14 protein-coding genes and 1 tRNA gene are annotated in these 15,367 nt (G+C 70.8%); 6 read left to right on the top strand and 9 right to left on the bottom strand.

The features are described 5' to 3' along the window. Positions 1-135: 135 nt before the first annotated feature. Positions 136-372, bottom strand: a complete 237-nt coding sequence (locus ACH4ZA_RS31190; RefSeq protein WP_319279065.1) for a DUF2277 domain-containing protein — start codon at positions 370-372, stop codon at positions 136-138. 98 nt (positions 373-470) lie between these two features. Between ACH4ZA_RS31190 and ACH4ZA_RS31185 the strand changes: the two genes are divergently transcribed. The 3 genes from ACH4ZA_RS31185 to ACH4ZA_RS31175 all read left to right on the top strand — a co-directional run bounded on the left by ACH4ZA_RS31185 (position 471) and on the right by ACH4ZA_RS31175 (position 3,063). Next, the gene (locus ACH4ZA_RS31185) at positions 471-1,421 is read left to right on the top strand and encodes a ketopantoate reductase family protein (RefSeq protein WP_398432632.1); all 951 of its coding nucleotides are present in this window, start codon (positions 471-473) and stop codon (positions 1,419-1,421) included. Between the two features lie 262 nt (positions 1,422-1,683). Further along, positions 1,684-2,604, top strand: a complete 921-nt coding sequence (locus tag ACH4ZA_RS31180) for a serine hydrolase domain-containing protein (RefSeq protein WP_398432631.1) — start codon at positions 1,684-1,686, stop codon at positions 2,602-2,604. Between the two features lie 93 nt (positions 2,605-2,697). Continuing rightward, positions 2,698-3,063: a hypothetical protein gene (locus tag ACH4ZA_RS31175; RefSeq protein ID WP_398432630.1), complete on the top strand. Its 366-nt coding sequence runs from the start codon at positions 2,698-2,700 to the stop codon at positions 3,061-3,063. A gap of 77 nt (positions 3,064-3,140) precedes the next feature. Here the strand turns inward: ACH4ZA_RS31175 and ACH4ZA_RS31170 are convergent. The 5 genes from ACH4ZA_RS31170 to ACH4ZA_RS31150 all read right to left on the bottom strand — a co-directional run bounded on the left by ACH4ZA_RS31170 (position 3,141) and on the right by ACH4ZA_RS31150 (position 7,796). Continuing rightward, a tRNA-Val gene (locus ACH4ZA_RS31170) sits at positions 3,141-3,212 on the bottom strand. 159 nt (positions 3,213-3,371) lie between these two features. Further along, positions 3,372-3,974, bottom strand: a complete 603-nt coding sequence (locus ACH4ZA_RS31165; protein ID WP_319279071.1) for a hypothetical protein — start codon at positions 3,972-3,974, stop codon at positions 3,372-3,374. Beyond that, positions 3,961-5,544 carry a VWA domain-containing protein gene (locus tag ACH4ZA_RS31160; protein ID WP_319279072.1) on the bottom strand — a complete coding sequence of 528 codons (1,584 nt, stop codon included), beginning with the start codon at positions 5,542-5,544 and terminating at the stop codon, positions 3,961-3,963. Before ACH4ZA_RS31160 ends, ACH4ZA_RS31165 begins: the two co-directional genes overlap by 14 nt. After that, the gene (locus tag ACH4ZA_RS31155; protein ID WP_398432629.1) at positions 5,541-6,716 is read right to left on the bottom strand and encodes a toxic anion resistance protein; all 1,176 of its coding nucleotides are present in this window, start codon (positions 6,714-6,716) and stop codon (positions 5,541-5,543) included. Before ACH4ZA_RS31155 ends, ACH4ZA_RS31160 begins: the two co-directional genes overlap by 4 nt. A 15-nt stretch (positions 6,717-6,731) precedes the next feature. Continuing rightward, on the bottom strand, positions 6,732-7,796 hold the full coding sequence (locus tag ACH4ZA_RS31150; protein ID WP_398432628.1) for a hypothetical protein: 1,065 nt from the start codon (positions 7,794-7,796) through the stop codon (positions 6,732-6,734). A 214-nt stretch (positions 7,797-8,010) separates the two neighbouring features. On the opposite strand from ACH4ZA_RS31150, the gene ACH4ZA_RS31145 reads away from it, so the two are divergent. Then, the gene (locus ACH4ZA_RS31145) at positions 8,011-9,393 is read left to right on the top strand and encodes a hypothetical protein (RefSeq protein ID WP_319279077.1); all 1,383 of its coding nucleotides are present in this window, start codon (positions 8,011-8,013) and stop codon (positions 9,391-9,393) included. 109 nt (positions 9,394-9,502) lie between these two features. Next, on the top strand, positions 9,503-10,051 hold the full coding sequence (locus ACH4ZA_RS31140; RefSeq protein WP_319279079.1) for a DUF4383 domain-containing protein: 549 nt from the start codon (positions 9,503-9,505) through the stop codon (positions 10,049-10,051). Here ACH4ZA_RS31140 and ACH4ZA_RS31135 read toward each other — a convergent pair. From ACH4ZA_RS31135 to ACH4ZA_RS31125, 3 genes are all read right to left on the bottom strand, one after another. After that, positions 10,039-11,196 (bottom strand): amidase domain-containing protein, encoded by a 1,158-nt coding sequence (locus ACH4ZA_RS31135; RefSeq protein WP_319279081.1) that lies wholly within the window; start codon positions 11,194-11,196, stop codon positions 10,039-10,041. The two genes, ACH4ZA_RS31140 and ACH4ZA_RS31135, sit on opposite strands and share 13 nt — an antisense overlap. Before the next feature lie 138 nt (positions 11,197-11,334). Then, the gene (locus ACH4ZA_RS31130; RefSeq protein ID WP_319279082.1) at positions 11,335-12,618 is read right to left on the bottom strand and encodes a hypothetical protein; all 1,284 of its coding nucleotides are present in this window, start codon (positions 12,616-12,618) and stop codon (positions 11,335-11,337) included. Between the two features lie 48 nt (positions 12,619-12,666). Continuing rightward, positions 12,667-14,844 (bottom strand): transglycosylase domain-containing protein, encoded by a 2,178-nt coding sequence (locus ACH4ZA_RS31125; protein WP_398432635.1) that lies wholly within the window; start codon positions 14,842-14,844, stop codon positions 12,667-12,669. 285 nt (positions 14,845-15,129) lie between these two features. Between ACH4ZA_RS31125 and ACH4ZA_RS31120 the strand changes: the two genes are divergently transcribed. Beyond that, entirely contained in the window at positions 15,130-15,348 is a 219-nt protein-coding gene (locus ACH4ZA_RS31120) for a zinc ribbon domain-containing protein (protein ID WP_319279084.1), read from the top strand. Positions 15,349-15,367: the final 19 nt, after the last annotated feature.

Raw genomic sequence — 15,367 nt, 5'->3', positions numbered from 1 at the left:
CAGGCATGGAAGCGAACGAGACGGATGGCTGAGCATCCGCCCTGGAGACCATCATTCGCCGCCTATGGGATGAAGACCCCAAAGCAGGGCAGGGGCGAGAGCCATATTTAGGGCTTGACCTGCATAAACGCCCTCTTAGGCCCGCGCCGTGGCGCCGCGGGACGCGCCGCGCACCTCGAGGCCGTCCAGCAGCTCCGCAGTGGCCGCGGCGACGGCCTCCACCGCCCGCTCGAACACCTCCCGGTTGTGCTCGGCCGGGGCCCGGAAACCGGACACCTTGCGGACGTACTGCAGGGCTGCGGCGCGCACCTCGTCCTCGGTCGCCTCCTCGGGCAACGCGGGCGGACGCAACGTCTTGATACTCCGGCACATGCTCACAGTCTGCCCCCGCGCTCCCCTCCTGTGCCACGATCATCTCTTTGGCGGCCACCGCTCCCGCGGGGCCGACCGACGAGAGGAACGACAGCACCATGCCGCATGAGATAAGCACCGTCGCCGTCCTCGGCCCCGGCGGGGTGGGCGGACTGCTCGCCGCCCTGCTGTCCCGCGCGGGGGTCCGGGTGACGTGTCTGGCCGGGGAGGACACCGCGAAGGTCCTGCGCACGCAGGGCATCCGCGTCCGCAGCGCAGTGTTCGGCGACTTCACCGCCCCCGTCGACGCGGACACCGAGCTGCGCGCTCCGGTCGACGCGGTCCTGATCGCCGTCAAGCACACGGCGCTCGACGCGGCTGTGACCCGCATCCCCGCCCCGGCGCTCGGCGACGACACCCTGCTCGTGCCGCTGCTGAACGGCGTCGAGCACCCGGCAGCCCTGCGCGCGCACCACCGTCCGGACGGGGTCGCCCCCGGCGTCATCCGCGTCGAGTCCACCCGCGTCGCCCCTGGGGTGATCGAGCACGGGAGCTCGTTCGCCAAGATCGACCTGACCGGCGACACCGTGCCGCGCCCGCGCCTCGACGCGCTCGCGCGGACGCTGACGGCGGCCGGCCCGACGGTCCGCGTGCTGCCGGACGAGACCGCCGCCCTGTGGGCGAAGATGTCGTTCCTCGCGCCCTTCGCCCTGCTCACCACCCGCCACGCTCTGCCCCTGGGCGAGGCGCGCACCCGGCACCGCGAGGAGCTGGCCGCGCTGGTCGAGGAGACCGCCGCCGTCAGCACCGCCTGCGGCGCACCGGCCGACCCGGCCGCGGTCCTCGCGCGATACGACGTCTTCGCCCCGGCCGCCAAGTCCTCCATGCAGCGCGACGCCGAGGCGGGGCGGCCTCTCGAACTCGACGCGATCGGCGGGGCGTTGCTGCGCGCTGCCGAGCGGCACGGGGTATCGGCGCCGGTGACGGCGCGCCTGGTGCGGGAGTTGACGGACCTGCACGGAGCGGCGGCCGCCCGACCGGACGCCACTGGGCACGACGCACCTCGGTAGCAGCCGGCGGCGCGCAGACCGACGCACCGGTCGTCGGACGTGATCCGGTTCCCTTTCGGGCACGCGAACCCGCCCTCCCCCAGCAGCGTCGACCCGGCCTGTGCCGGACGGCGTCGGACGCGGCACGGTCCACGACGGGAAGGGCGGGCGGGGCCGAGGGCGACACAGGCGTCGGGCGTCGGGCGTCGAACGTACGATGATGACGTCCCGGGCGAACTCGGCCCCGCCGACGCCCTGTTCACGATCCACGGAGGCAGGACGCATGCCCTTTCCCGTCCTCGGCGCCGTGTCGCGGGCGAGGTCGCTCGTGCGCCGCCGCGTTCCGACCTGCGTGCTCACCCACGCCGGTCCGCCGTCCCTCAGCGGCGGCCACGCCGTCGACCGGTACGTGCCGATCGCCTCGCTGACCAAGGTCGTCACCGGCACGGCGCTGGCCCGGATGGCCGCGGCGGGCGTGCTCTCGCTCGACGATCCGGTCGAGCGGTGGCTGCCCACGGCCCCCGCCACCGGGATCACGCTGCTCCACCTCGCCCGGCACACCTCCGGCCTGCCCCGGCTGCCGCCCGGCCCCCTGCCGGACCGGGACCCGTACGCCGCGTTCGACCTTCCCGCGCTGCATGAGCTCCTCCCCCGGCTGGACACCCTGGCCGTGGGGCCGCCGGGAAGCGGCGAGGAGTACTCCAACCTCGGCTACGCGATCCTCGGCGCCGCCCTGACCGCCGCGGCCGGGACGACCTACGAGGAGCTGGCGGCGGCGTACGTGCTGCGCCCGCTGGACATCACGGAGGTGACCGCGCGGCCCGCCCCCGAGCGGTGTCTGCAGGCGCCGGGGCTGTTCGGCGGGTCCCGCAGGCCCTGGACGATGGACGGCGCGATCCTGCCCGCGGGCGGCCTGTGGGCGACTCCCCGCGCCGTGGCCGACCTGGTCGTGCGGCTCCTCGTGGAGCGGCGGCTGGGCGACCCCGCGCCCACCTGGATCCGGACCGGTCCGCTGGTCTGGCACAACGGGGCGACACAGCTCGCGTCGCTGTTCGCCGGGGCCGTGGACGACGGTCGCTGGGTCGTCGTCCACCGTCTGAACGCGGAACCGGAGGAGACGGACCAGCTGGGCGTAGCGCTGCTCCGGCAGGCCGCCGACCGGACCGGGGACCCGACCGGGGACGACGCCGGACAGCCGACCTGACCCCTCACACCCTCCCGATAATTCGAACATTCGTTCACACGAACACCCCGAAGGAGCTCGCTACTCAAAATCGAACAGGCGTACCATTGGCGTGTGGCTACGACCTATGACTTTCCCAGCGACCTGCGCGCCGGTCAGGAGGAGCTGCATCAGGTCCGGGCCGAGCTGTCGGCCCTGCTGAAGCGGCTTCCCTGGTCGGTCGAGCCCTTGGACGGCTACAGCGACACCGGAGGCTGGCGCAAGGCCGAGCGGCCCGCCTCCCCCGGCTGGACGGCGGACGAGCAGGCCGAGGTGGAGAAGCTGCGGCGGCGGGAGCACGAGCTCGCGGTGTTCGTGACCTGCCACCGCTTCTGGGCGGAGGTCGCCGCGGCGGACCGCGTCGAGGCCCGCATGGCCCTCAAGCACACCCCCGACCCACCCCACGACCCGCACGCCGACCCCACGGACCGACAGCCCTGACCGGATACGCCGACGGCCCCCCGGGGATCGGGGGGCCGTCGGCGGCGACGCCTCGGAGAGCGGGGCGTCGTCCTCGGTGGGCGCGGACGGTTTCGAACCGCCGACATCCTGCTTGTAAGGCAGGCGCTCTACCCCTGAGCTACGCACCCAGGACGAGTCGACAGCCTACATGGCCCCGGCCCGTGCCCCGCAAACCCGTATCGGGGCCGTCCCCGCCCCGGATCCGGGAGGACGCCGGATCGTCCGCGGGCCGCGACCGACGACGGAGCCTCGCCCATGGTCGATGCGGCCCCGCGCCCCCGAAGCGGCTACTGCGAGCGGTCCTCCAGGTAACGCGTGTGGGACTCCTGGCGTCTGGCCTCTGTCTCCCGCAGCGCGCCCGCCAGTTGCTCCGCCTCCTCCTGGAGCAGGGCCAACTGGCGTTCCAGATGGCGCTCCGGGGGATCCTGGCCCGGCGCCAGCCGTGTCCACCACCTCGTTCGCACGAAGGTGTCGACCGCCTCGGGAACGTCCTGGCGCACCGCCCTCGACAGGACGTGGACGCCCTCCGGGTCCTGGGCCAGGATCTCCGCGACCCAGCCGGGTTCGAGGAGGGCGGCCAGCAGGCCGGTGAGTTCGGTGAGGCGGCCCGCGGCAGCCGGGGGCAGGTCGACCTCCGCGAGGTAGGCGCCGAGGCGATCGAAGTCGCCGCGCACTTCGCCGAGCTGGGCCGACGGGTCCGGGAAGTCGGGCAGCGGGGGCCGCTCCGGCGGGGCGATCAGCGAGCCCGCGCCGTAGAGACCGACGACCACGACCGGCCAGTACGGGCCCGCGACGCCCGTGAAGGTCAGGACCAGGCCGGCCAGTCCCGCCGCGCTGCCGGCGATGTTCTTGCGGGACTCCAGGAATCCGACGAACCTACTGGTAGCCACGGATCTCCTCGAAGGCGCCGTCCAGCGAGCCCTTCCGGGCGTCGAAGAGGCGGCCGCCGGTGAGTTCGGCGATGTGCTCCAGCTCCCCCCGGTCGGAGTCGCCGAAGAGGATGGGGAAGACGGGGATGGCCTGCCGTTCGGCGCCGAGGCTCTTGTAGAAGCCGTCGAAGTGGCCCGCCTTCGCGCCCGCCGTGTTCTCGCCGTCCGTCATCAGCACGATCGACGTGAACGCGTCCCGGTCGGCGCCGAGGTGGTCGTACGCCTTCTCCAGCGACGTGTAGACGGCCGTGTCCCCGTCGGCCGACAGCTCCTCGGTGTCCTTGCGGATCGCGGCGAGCCCGGCGTCGGGGTCGGCGGGGCTGACGACATGCGTCCGCACGCTCTTCACGTCCGATCCGAACGGCATCAGCGTCACCTCCTCGCGGTCCCGGAAGTCGCCGGTCAGATCGGTGAGGGCGGTCTTGAGGCGGCGCAGCCGGTCGCCCTGCATCGAGCCGGAGGTGTCGAGGACGTACACCGTCCGGGAGGGGCGGCGCAGGTCGTTCTCATAGGCGTCGAGGAGCCCGTCGGCGACGGACCGGGTGCCGGGGAAGGGCAGTTCGCGCCGGCGGGCGGTGTCGAGTCCGGCCGCGGGCGGCACCGAGGCCACGACCGGCCGGCGGTGCGTCTTGGCGGTGATCAGCCGCTGGACGGCCTCCGTGCGCAGCGCGTCGGTCACCCGCTTGACGTCGTCTCGGGCCGTCGCGCCGGTCGCGGCGAGGGAGGAGAGCGGGTAGTCGGCGGTGACGACGCCGTCGGTGGGGCGGATCACGGTCAGTCCGGGGATGCCCTTGAGCACGGACTCGTAGTTGAGGAGCGCGTCGACGTCGGCGCGCCGGGCGTACGCGCTCGCCAGCCAGCCGGACGAACCCGAGGTCAGCTGCTGCCCCTTGAAGAACTCCTTCAGCCTCGGGGCCGCCTTCGCGACGTCCGCGTCGGTGAGCGCGGACTGGGCTCCGGAGAGCGCCGAGGCGACCGAGACGAGCGTGGCGAAACCGGAGTTGGAGCGCGCCGGGTCGGTCATGCCGTAGGTGAGTTCGCCGTCCCTGACCGCCTGTTCGATCTGCGACCAGGTGACGTGCTGGGGCTTCCAGCCGAGGGAGCTCACGGTCGCCGTCCGCACGCCGACGGCCACCGGGCTGGACATGATCGGCGTCTCCGAGACGATCTTGTTCGCCGCGTCGGGGCGCAGCCGCAGATAGTCGCCGGAGGACAGCCACACGGCGTCGTACCTGCCGTCGGTGCCGGGCTTCGCCAGCAGGTTCACGGCGTCGAGCGTGCCCATGTAGGTGGGCCGGATCGTGACGCCGGTGTCCTTGCGGACCTGCTCCAGCACGGGGGCCATGTCGCTCAGCTCGCTGGAGGCGAGGACGCGGAGGGTGCCGGGCCGGGGCGCGTCGGGGTCCTCCCCGTCCCCGTCGGCCGCCGCCGAGCAGGCGGTGAGCAGGAGGGCGAGGGCACTCAGCGCGAGGAGGGGCCGGAGGGGACCAAGGAGCTGCGGGGGTCGAAGGGGTCCGGGGGGTCGTCTCATGAGAGGCCGCCTTCCAGCGCGCTGCGGGAGCGGCTGCGGTCCAGGTAGGCGCCGGCCTGCTGGAGTTCGGCCGTCAGGTTCTCGACGGTCACCGCCATGGCCTCGGTCGCCTGCACCTTGTAGGTGTCGATGGCGTCGAGGGTGCGGTAGATCTGCTGGAAGGCGGAGCGCAGGGTCTCCGCGCCGACGGCCGGGTCGGCGGCGATGCGCTGGATCTCCCCGCTCTGCGTCGCCAGCATCTCCGCGTTGCCCCGGATGAGGTCCTCGGTGGTGCCGCGCAGGGCGTTGACCTGCTCGATCACCTTCTTCTGGGTGTCGAGCGCGGAGGCCAGCATGACCGAGATGCGCAGCGCCGACACGGTGGTCGTGGCGGCCCGGTCGACGCCCTTGATCAGCTCGTCGTTGTTGCGGCGGACGACGTCCATGGCGAGGTAGCCCTGTGCGCACACCGCGAGCTGGGTGAGCAGGTCCTGGTGCTTCTGCCGGACCGGGAAGAGGACGTCGGCGCGCAGGCTGTCGGCCCGCTCGGGGTCGGTGAGCTCGGCGTCGGAGATCTGCTGCGCGACGGCGACGTCCAGGGCGTCGGCCAGGACGATGTACTCCTGGAGCTTGCTCATGGTCTCCCAGAGCCGGACCCGTTCGGTCTGCAACGCGGCGTTGTCGCGCCGCAGTTCGTCCTGGCCGCCGCGCAGCGAGCCCACGATCCTGTTCAACGTGCCCTGCGCGGAGGCGTACTTGGCGACATGGTCGCGGAGCTTGTTGCCGCCGGGGAGCTTGGAGAGGAACTTGCGGCCCTTGCCCGCCTGCAGGTCCCGCGGGTCCAGGTCCTCGACCACGCGCCGGAGTTCGACCAGCGAGCCGGCGACCTTCGACTGGGCGTCGCCGCCCTTGTCGGGCAGGCTGCGCACGGTCCGCTCCAGCATGCGGTTGGACTGTGCGGCGGCGGTGCGCATCTCGCCCGCGCCGAGCGCGGTGATCTCGCCGACCTTGCCGACGAACTCGGGCGAGCGGGCGTCGAGGGCGGCGAGTTGGTCGACGTAGGCGGCCGCCTTGGTCGCCATGTCGGTGCGGACGCCGTCGTCCACGGGAACGAGTCCGCCGGCCCGTTCGCGCGGAACGGCGGCGACGGCCTCGGGCGGGGTGAGGGTGAAGTCGTTGTCGGTGCTGCTCATCTGCTGCTGTCCCCCTTATCCGCGCGCCCGTCGCGCCAGCTCGTGCAGCACCGCGGAGGTGGGCACGGGCGCCTGGCGGACGCCGGTCAGTTGCTGCTTGAGATAGGTGCCGGCCGAGGCGAACTCGGCGGCGACGCCCTGCGGGCGGAACCCGTGCCGGATTTCCAGCTTGCGCAACTCCGGTTCCGTGGAGAGGAGCCGGGCGAGTCCGGAGCCGTTCTCGGTGAGCGGCACGGCGGTGTGGTCGCTGTTGACGGTGGTGTCCGGGTAGAGGACCACCAGGTCGTCGGGCTGCTGCCCGGCCGCGAGGAGGGCGGCGACCTGCGACTCGTAGACCAGGACGAGCGGGTTGCCGGCGCCGCTGACGAAGTCCCGGAAGGCCGCGTCCGTGCTGGACTGCTGGGCGCCCTGGACGCTGACCAGCTCGTGCAGCAGCGGCGCGGTCCCGTCGACCTCGGCGGGGCTCGCGACGACCTTGCCGCCGTTGGCGACGTAGGACGCGGCGGCGAGATAGAGCGCGCCGGAGTTGGAGGTCTCCGGGTCGGTGCTGGAGAGGTAGAGGGTGCCGGTCAGCTCCCCGTACTTCCCGGCGCCCTTGAGCTGCTGCCAGGTCCGGTCGGCGCGGGCCGCGTCCAGATAGGCGGCCATCTTCAGGATGCCGCGGTGCGCGGCGTCCAGGGTGGCCAGACCGCTCGCCGCGAGGACCCCGGCGGCGCTCTTGTGCGCCACGACGACGAGGGGCGAGTAGAAGGGGCGGGGCAGGGTCCCCTGCACCTTGTACTTGGCCGCGAGCTCGACGGCGGGCGCCTGGCTGCTGGGGAACGCCAGGTCGTAGCCCTTGAGGTCCAGCCCTTCCATGGCCCAGGACCCGGAGGTCTCGGCCTTGACGGTGTAGCCCTCGGCGGCGAGGGCCTTCACCACGTCCGGGTCCGCGAAGAACTCCGACTTCTCCGACCCGATCACCATCCGCACGGTCTTCGTTGCCGTGCCCTTGTCCTCATCGCTGCGACCCGCGACGACGGCGACCACCACACCCGCCATCAGCAGTACCGCGAGGACGATTCCCATGATTCGTCTCACACGTGGAGCCTGCTCCCGGAACCCCACGTTCCCGGGTATCCCTGGTGAACGGACGGTGACACGCCGGCCCCGGCCCTGCAACGCCTGTGTGACGCCCCTGCGGGGTGCGGAGCAAAGTAACCGGCCGGACGGTGAACTGACCGGCCCGTGTGTTCGTCCTTAACCGGTGGGAGAATGACACGGGGCAGGGTGGACCACAGCACGGGAGAGGGATGTGACGGCGACACCAGTACGGCCGTACCCGCCGTCGCCGCCGCGCGCGGACCGACCCGCGCTCACCGCGCTGAAGGACGCCCTGCTGCTCGTCGCCCTCCCGCTGGCAGCCGCGCTGGCGCTGCCCGCCGCGTTCGCCGGCGGCGGCACCCGGCGCTGGTTCGGCGGGCGGTCGGAGGAGCAGCGCGCCGAGGCCCAGGCCGCCAAGGACGCGGCGGCCGCCGCGTTCTATGAGTTGGACAGCGCCCAGCGGGATCTGCGGATCTCGATGGAGACCATCAAGGCGGTGGACGACTCGCCGGCCGCGCGACGCGCGGTCTCGGACTTCGAGGCCGTCGGCAGGCGCATCGACGAAGCCAGTCACCAGTACATCGAAGCGGTGGACGCCCACGATCTCGACCGGGACGACCTGGAGGCGTCGGCGGCCGCGCAGGCGCGCGAGCGGCTGACCCGCGCCAAGGAGGAACTGGACCGCGTCAAGCAGGAGCTCGACCGGTTCGCCGCCGGGCTGGGTCCGCTGCTCGGCAAGGCCGAGACCCAGCTGGCCCGGCTCGCGCCCGCGGTGGAGCGGGCCCGGCAGGGGCTGCTGGCCGCCTCCGGCGCACTGGACGCGGCCCGGGAGGGCGGCCTGCGGGCGGACGATCTGGCGGCCCGGCTGGCGGCGCTCGCGCCGGAGCTGACGATGCTGAACCAGGGCGCGGGCCGCCACGGGGTGCCGCAGACCCTGGAGCGCGCCGAACGCGTCGCGCGGGAGGCGGAGGCGGTCCGCGCGGAGGCCGCCCGGCTGCCGGAGCGGGCCGCCGAGATCGACCACCGGCTGGTCTCGCTGCGCACCCGCGCACAGGCGCTGACGACCCGCTCGGGACAGCTGGATCCGGTGCTCAGCGAGCTGCGCCGACGGTTCACGGCAGCCTGCTGGCAGGATCTTCAGCACGTTCCCGGCCGGGCCACGGAGAACGTCCGGCAGGCCGAGGCGAAGCTGATCGAGGCGCAGGCCGCACGCGACGCGCAGCGCTGGCCGGACGCCACCGCGCTGCTGTCCACGGTGCGGGCGCTGCTGAACACCACGGACGAGGCGGTGTCGGCCGCCGGGGATCGGCTGACCAGGCTGAACGCGGTGCAGAAGGATCCGCAGGCGGAGATCGACCGGACCCGGTTCGCGATCCGGGACGCCCAGCGGCTGGCCATGGCGGGGCGCAACACGCCCGACCCCCGGCACGCGCGTCCGCTGGACGAGTCGGTGGCCCGGCTGGAGCGGGCGATCGCCGGCCTGGAGGGCCGGCACCCCGACTACTGGCACTTCCTCACCGAGACGGAGGCCGTCCGGCGGGCGGTCGCCGGCACGGTGGCCCGGATCCGCGAGGAGCGCGGCACCGGGCACTGACATTGCCCCCGCCGCCCGACGGGCGGATATTGGATGACGAGGACACGTGCGGACATTTCAGGCACGTGACGTCCCTCTGTCCGCATGTCTCACCCATCGGGAGGCGGAGATGGCGACGCACGCACTGCGTTCCGGCTCGAAACGGCGGATCAGGATCGACGACCATCTGCCCGTCGATCACCGGCTGAACCTGGTCTACCGAATCGGCGCCGGGCTGATGGGCCTGGGTCTGATCGTCTTCGGCGTCTTCGGGATCATCGACAGGATCGGCTTCTTCGACACCGGCGGGGACGAGGTGTGGAGCCTGAACACCAACGGGGCGCTGAGCTGGCTGTCGGTGGCGGTCGGGCTGCTGCTCGTCGTCGGCATGGTGATCGGCGGGAACGTCGCGTCCACGCTGAACATGGTCTTCGGCGTGCTGTTCATCCTCAGCGGGTTCCTGAACATGGCCCTGCTGGAGACGGACTACAACTTCCTGGCCTTCGAGATCCAGAACTGCATGCTCAGCTTCGTGATCGGCATCCTGCTGATGGTGTTCGGGATGTACGGCAGGGTGGGGTCCGCCCTGCCGCACGACAACCCGTACTGGCGGGCCCGTCACCCCGAGGGCGACGGGCCGGCCGGATCAGGGGCGAAGGGCCCCGATCAGGTGCGGTAGGCGTAGTAGTACGAGTTCGGGTTCTGCATGATGATGCTCGACAACGACTTACGCAGCGTGTTGTTCGAGTGGTACGTCAGGTACGGCATGCCGTTGCTCTTGGCCGTGACGATCATCGTGTGGTCCTTGGACCCGTCGCGGTCGAAGTCCATCTGGAGGACGTCGCCGACCTCCAGCTGGTAGACGTTGGCGAGCGGGGTGGTCCGCTTGGAGTTCTGCGCGAACCAGGACCACTCGTTGACGCCGACGAACGAGTCGGACTGGATGTCGGCGTTGCCGAACCACCGGGTGTAGTCGTACACGTAGCCCGGGACGTGCTTCCAGCCGCCGGCCTTGAGGGACTGGCTGACGAAGTTGGTGCAGTCGCCGCCCGCGGTGTGGTTGTTGAAGTCCGGGTAGTCCTTGTTGTACGAGTACACGTACTTCTCGGCGTAGGCCGCCATCGCCTTGTAGTCGTAGGCGGTGCCCGTCTTCGGGACGGCGGGCGGGTTCCAGGTGGTCGCCGCGCGCTTGGCGTTCGGCATGGTGTCGTCCGCCGTCGTCACCTTCACCGTCGGCGTCGGCTTGGAGAGCGTGTTCACCGCGAGGCCACCCTGGTCGGTGTCCCGGATGGTGGTGAGCTGCCAGTTGCCCTGCCGGTCGGCCTTGAACGTCAGCTCGTGCCTGGCCTGGAACCCGGTGGTCTTCGGGGCGTTGCCGCGCGTCTGGGCGTAGGTCAGGGTCGTGGTCTCGGTGACCGCGGCCTTGGCCGTGCGGCCCGTCACGCGCGTGGCGTTCAGGGTGACGGTGGTGGCGGCCTTGCTGTACTTCTCGCCGGCCTTGGCCAGCTTGTCCTTGCGCTCACCGAGCGTGGACAGCGCGGCGTCCTCCGTGCGGGCCGTGCCGGAGGACAGCTTGACATCGCCCGAGAAACCGTCGGTCAGCGGCTTCGACCGGTTGCCCTGCGCGCCGGTGACCAGCGCGTCGGTGCGATCGGTGAAGACCGCGTCGGCCAGCTTCTGGAAAGTGGCCTTCGTCTTGGCGTCGACCGTGGGGTCGTCGACGACCGCGGCGCCCGCGGACCAGTTGGGCAGCAGCGCCACTCCGGCGACGACCGAGGTGGCGGCGGCCCCGAGTATCGCGACGCGGCGGCGTGTCGCCTTCAATTTCCTTGACTTCACTGATGTTTCCCCTCTTGCCCCGGCGATGGGATGCCGAGGAGGGCATCTTTGCACGGGGTGTGTGGCTGTTGTGAAGGGGGTTGCGGTTGAGGTTTGGTTACTTCACCCGCCGTCCCCCGGCGGTCACTTGACGACCGTGGACCAGTCCGGGCTCTGCGCGGGATCGAGCGTGCGCAGCCGCTCCAGAGTGGCGGGCGTCTGGACGTCCATCCAGTCGGCGAGCTCCTTGAAGGAGACGCACTTGACGTCCTTCTTGGTGCACACGTTCTCGATGGTCTGGTCGACGGCCTTCATGTAGATGCCGCCGTTCCATTCCTCGAAGTGGTTGCCGATGAAGAGCGGGGCCCTGCTGCCGTAGTACACGCGGTTGAAGCCCGCCATGTAGGCGTCGGCGGTCTCCTGTTCCCACTGCGGATACTCGGCCGGGTTGCCCTGGACCTCTCCCTTGGACTGGTTGTACAGGAAGTTGAAGTCCATGGACAGGCCCTGGTACTTGCCGCCCTCGTACGGGAGCATCTGCAGCGGAAAGTCCCAGATGCCGTCCTTCTTCGTCGGCCAGATCTGGAAGTCGCCGGCGGAGGACGCGTCGTAGCGCCAGCCGTAGCCCTTGGCGGCCTTCAGCAGGTTCGCCTGACCCTCCAGGCAGGGCGCCCGGCCGCCGACGACCGCCTTCTTGAAGTCGAAGGGCAGCGGCGCCATGTCCTTGTAGCCGGTGTTGGTCTTCCAGTTCTCCACGAACTTGTAGAACTGGTCGATCTCGCTCTTCCACTCCTCGACGCTCCAGTCCTTGCCGCCCTTGGCGCCGCAGAAATGGCCGTTGAAGTGGGTGCCGATCTCGTTCCCCTCCTTCCACGCCTCGCCGAGCTGCTCCAGCGTGGTGCGGATGTGCTCGTCGGTGGGGAAGCTGATCGCCGAGGAGCCCTTGGGGTGCTGCGGCGGGGAGTACAGGTCCTTCTTGCTCTTGGGCAGCAGGTAGATGCCGGTGAGGAAGAAGGTCATGTGCGCGTTGTACTGCTCGGCCATCTTCCGGTAGTGCTCGAAGAGACCGTCGTCGCCCATGAGCGCGCCGTCCCAGGAGAAGACCACGAACTGGGGCGGCTTCTCACCGGGCTTGAGCGGGACCGGCTTCAGCTCGCTCTTCTGCGGACCGGTGTACGAGGTGGATCCGTCCCCCAGCACGTGCGTCTTGCCGTCCCACGCCGGCTCGGTCGCCCCCGCCGACGCCTTCTTGCTGTCCCCCGACGACGCGGTCGGCTCGGTGTTCGTCGTGCGGTTGAGCACCAGATATCCGGCCATCAGGGACGCGACGACGAGCAGCGCCGCCAGCGTCAGGAACCCCGGATGCGTGGCAGCGGGGTGGCGCGTTGTTGCCGGGGCCTTGCGGCGGCGGCCCGACGGTGACTTCATGTGCGGCTCATTCTCCGGATTCTGGGGACGCGGGCTCCTGCGCGGTGGTCAGCCGAGGGGGCTCATGGCACCTGACCAGATGCCGTACGGGACGCTCTTCTGGGCCGTGCCTGCGATGCCCTTCAGGGGAAGCGGTTCGAGGCTCTTGGTGAGGTCGATGCGGTAGACGACGACCGCCGTGGACACGGACTTGGCCGTGCCGACGAACCAGGCGGCCGTGTCGCCCTCGGAGGTGCCCGCCTTCCCGGCCACCCTGGAGGGGGTGTCGGGCGTGTCCCGGGGGTGGGCCGTGCGGAAGGAGTCGGCGAGCGCGGAGCTGACCTCCCTGGCCACCCGCGCGCTCATCGCACGGTCGGCGGTCGGGGTCTCCAGGACGACCTTGGTGCCGTTCTTGGTGATCAGACGCACCGAGTACGGCTCGGTGTGCTTGCCGTCCGCGGCGAAGGTGGCGTAGCCGCTGGCCATGCGGATGGCGCTGGGCGTGGCGCTGCCCATGCTCAGGGCCGGCACCTGCGCCCCGAAGCTGGAGGGCAGCAGCCCGGACTTCTCTGCGGTGGCGCGCACCAGGTCCAGGCCGGTGTCCATGCCGAGCTGCATGAACGGCGTGTTCACCGACAGCTCCAGCGCCCGGTGCAGGGAGATCTGCCCGTAGGACCTGCCCCCGTCGTTCTTCGCGGCCACCTGCTTGCCGCTGCGGTCCCAGTAGGGGCCCTCGGGTGTCTTCACCGGCACCTTGTCGTTTCCGTCGTACAGCGAGTCCCCGGTGACGGGCGTGGTGTCCCCGTCGCGGGACTTGTGGACGCCGTGTTCCAGCCCGGCCGCGTAGACGAACGGCAGGAAGGCGCTGCCGGCCGGGACGGTGGTGGCGTTGGACTCGTTGTAGCCCTGCGTACGGTGGTCGGGGCCGCCGTACACGGCGAGGATCCGCCCGTCGGTGGCCACCGAGGAGGCGCCGTAGTGGGCGGCCTTCGCGTTCTTCGGATCGTCCTTGAGGGCCTTGTCGCGGGCCTTGGCGACGGCTGCGGTGAGCTGGGCCTCGCGCTTCTTGTCGAAGGTCGTGTAGATCTGGTAACCGCCGAGGTCGAAGTCCTTGTCGGAGATGTTCCCGGCCTTCTTGGCGTACTGGGCGGCGAGTTCCACCAGGTAGTCGCTCTGCTCACCGGTGTCGTAGAGCGGGTTGGCCTTGAGCGGCTCGGGGAACTTCGTGTAGGTGGCGCGCTCGGCCTTCGACAGCTTGTGGGTCTCGACCATCCGGTCCAGGGTCCACGTCCAGCGTTCGACGGCCCGGGCGCGGTTGGCGGGGTTGAGGGTCGGGTCGTACAGGCCGGCGCCCCTGAGGAGCGAGGCGAGGAACGCGCCCTCGCTGGCGTTGAGCTCGCCGACGTCCTTGCCGTAGTAGGCCTGGGCGGCGCGCTGGATGCCGTAGGTGCCACGGCCGAACCAGCTGGTGTTGAGGTAGCCCTCGAGGATGTCGTCCTTGCTCATCTGGTTGTCCAGCTTGAGGGAGATCATCGCCTCGGTGAACTTGCGGCTGAGCGTCTGGTTCTGGTTCAGGTAGACGTTCTTCACGTACTGCTGGGTGATCGTGGAGCCGCCCTGGGTGTCGCCCTGGCCGATGGTGCGGAACAGGGCCCTGCCGATGCCCTTGAAGGAGATGCCGGGGTCGCTGTAGAAGCTCGCGTTCTCCGCGGAGAGCACGGCCCAGCGGACGTCCTCGGGGATGTCCTTCAGCGGCATCGCCTGCCGCTGCACCCAGCCGGTGCGGGCCATCGGCGTCCCGTCGGCCCAGAAGTACACGTTGTCCTGCTGTGTGGCATACGTGTTGAGATTGTCCGGGATGTCGGTGGCGGCGTAGGCGACGACGAGGAACATGCTGCTCAGGCCTATGGAGGCGAGGACCCCGCCGAGCCACTGCCGCCAGGAGGGTATCCAGCGCCGCCAGTCGTCACGGCCGGGTCGCGGGTACTGCGGACGCAGTTTGCGGACGTAGGGAGTGACACGAGACACATATGGCGCCAGCGCGGCGAGGAGCGGGGCGAGTCGAGGTCCCAGAGCGGCAGAAATACGGACATGCACGGGAGGCCGGGGGGCTTTGCGCCGATTCTTCGACGAACGCGTTTCGCCGTCGGCGCCCCCCTGGGATATATCCGGGACAACCGGTATGTCCGACACGCGCAGCTGCATGGTCTCGTCCGCCTGGAAAGCGGCCGGCACCTTCAACTGCATGGTGGCATCCGGCTCCTGGGGCTCCTCCCCCTGCCCCGCCTGGGTCACGACCCGTCTCCCTCCCGCACTCCGTATTGCTCGCAGGCAGACGTACAGACTTCCGAGGGCCTGACATGGTTGCCGTTGACGCGGCCGCAAACAGTGAACCCTCCGACGTAGGGGTTCCGCGCGGCGCTCTCAAATTACCAGCGCTCTTCGCAAGTTCTCCACATAAGAAAGTGACAGAAGCGAACAGAGGGAGAACTGCTGACACCGTCTCCGAGCATAGGGGCTTACCCTGACCGCATGCCTCGCTACGAGTACCGCTGCCGGACCTGCGGCGACACCTTCGAAATGAGCCGTCCGATGGCACAGTCCGCCGACCCCGCGGCCTGTCCCGCCGGGCACGACGATACGGTCAAACTCCTGTCCGCGGTGGCCGTCGGCGGCACGAGATCCGCCCCCGCGCCACAAGCGGGCGGCGGGGGCGGAGGCGGTTGCTGCGGCGGGGGCTGCTGTTCCTGAAGCTGTTACCCGCGGAAAC

Source organism: Streptomyces sp. NPDC020597, from assembly GCF_044335095.1.
Lineage (GTDB): Bacteria > Actinomycetota > Actinomycetes > Streptomycetales > Streptomycetaceae > Streptomyces.
This window is presented reverse-complemented; position numbering and strand designations above follow the sequence as displayed.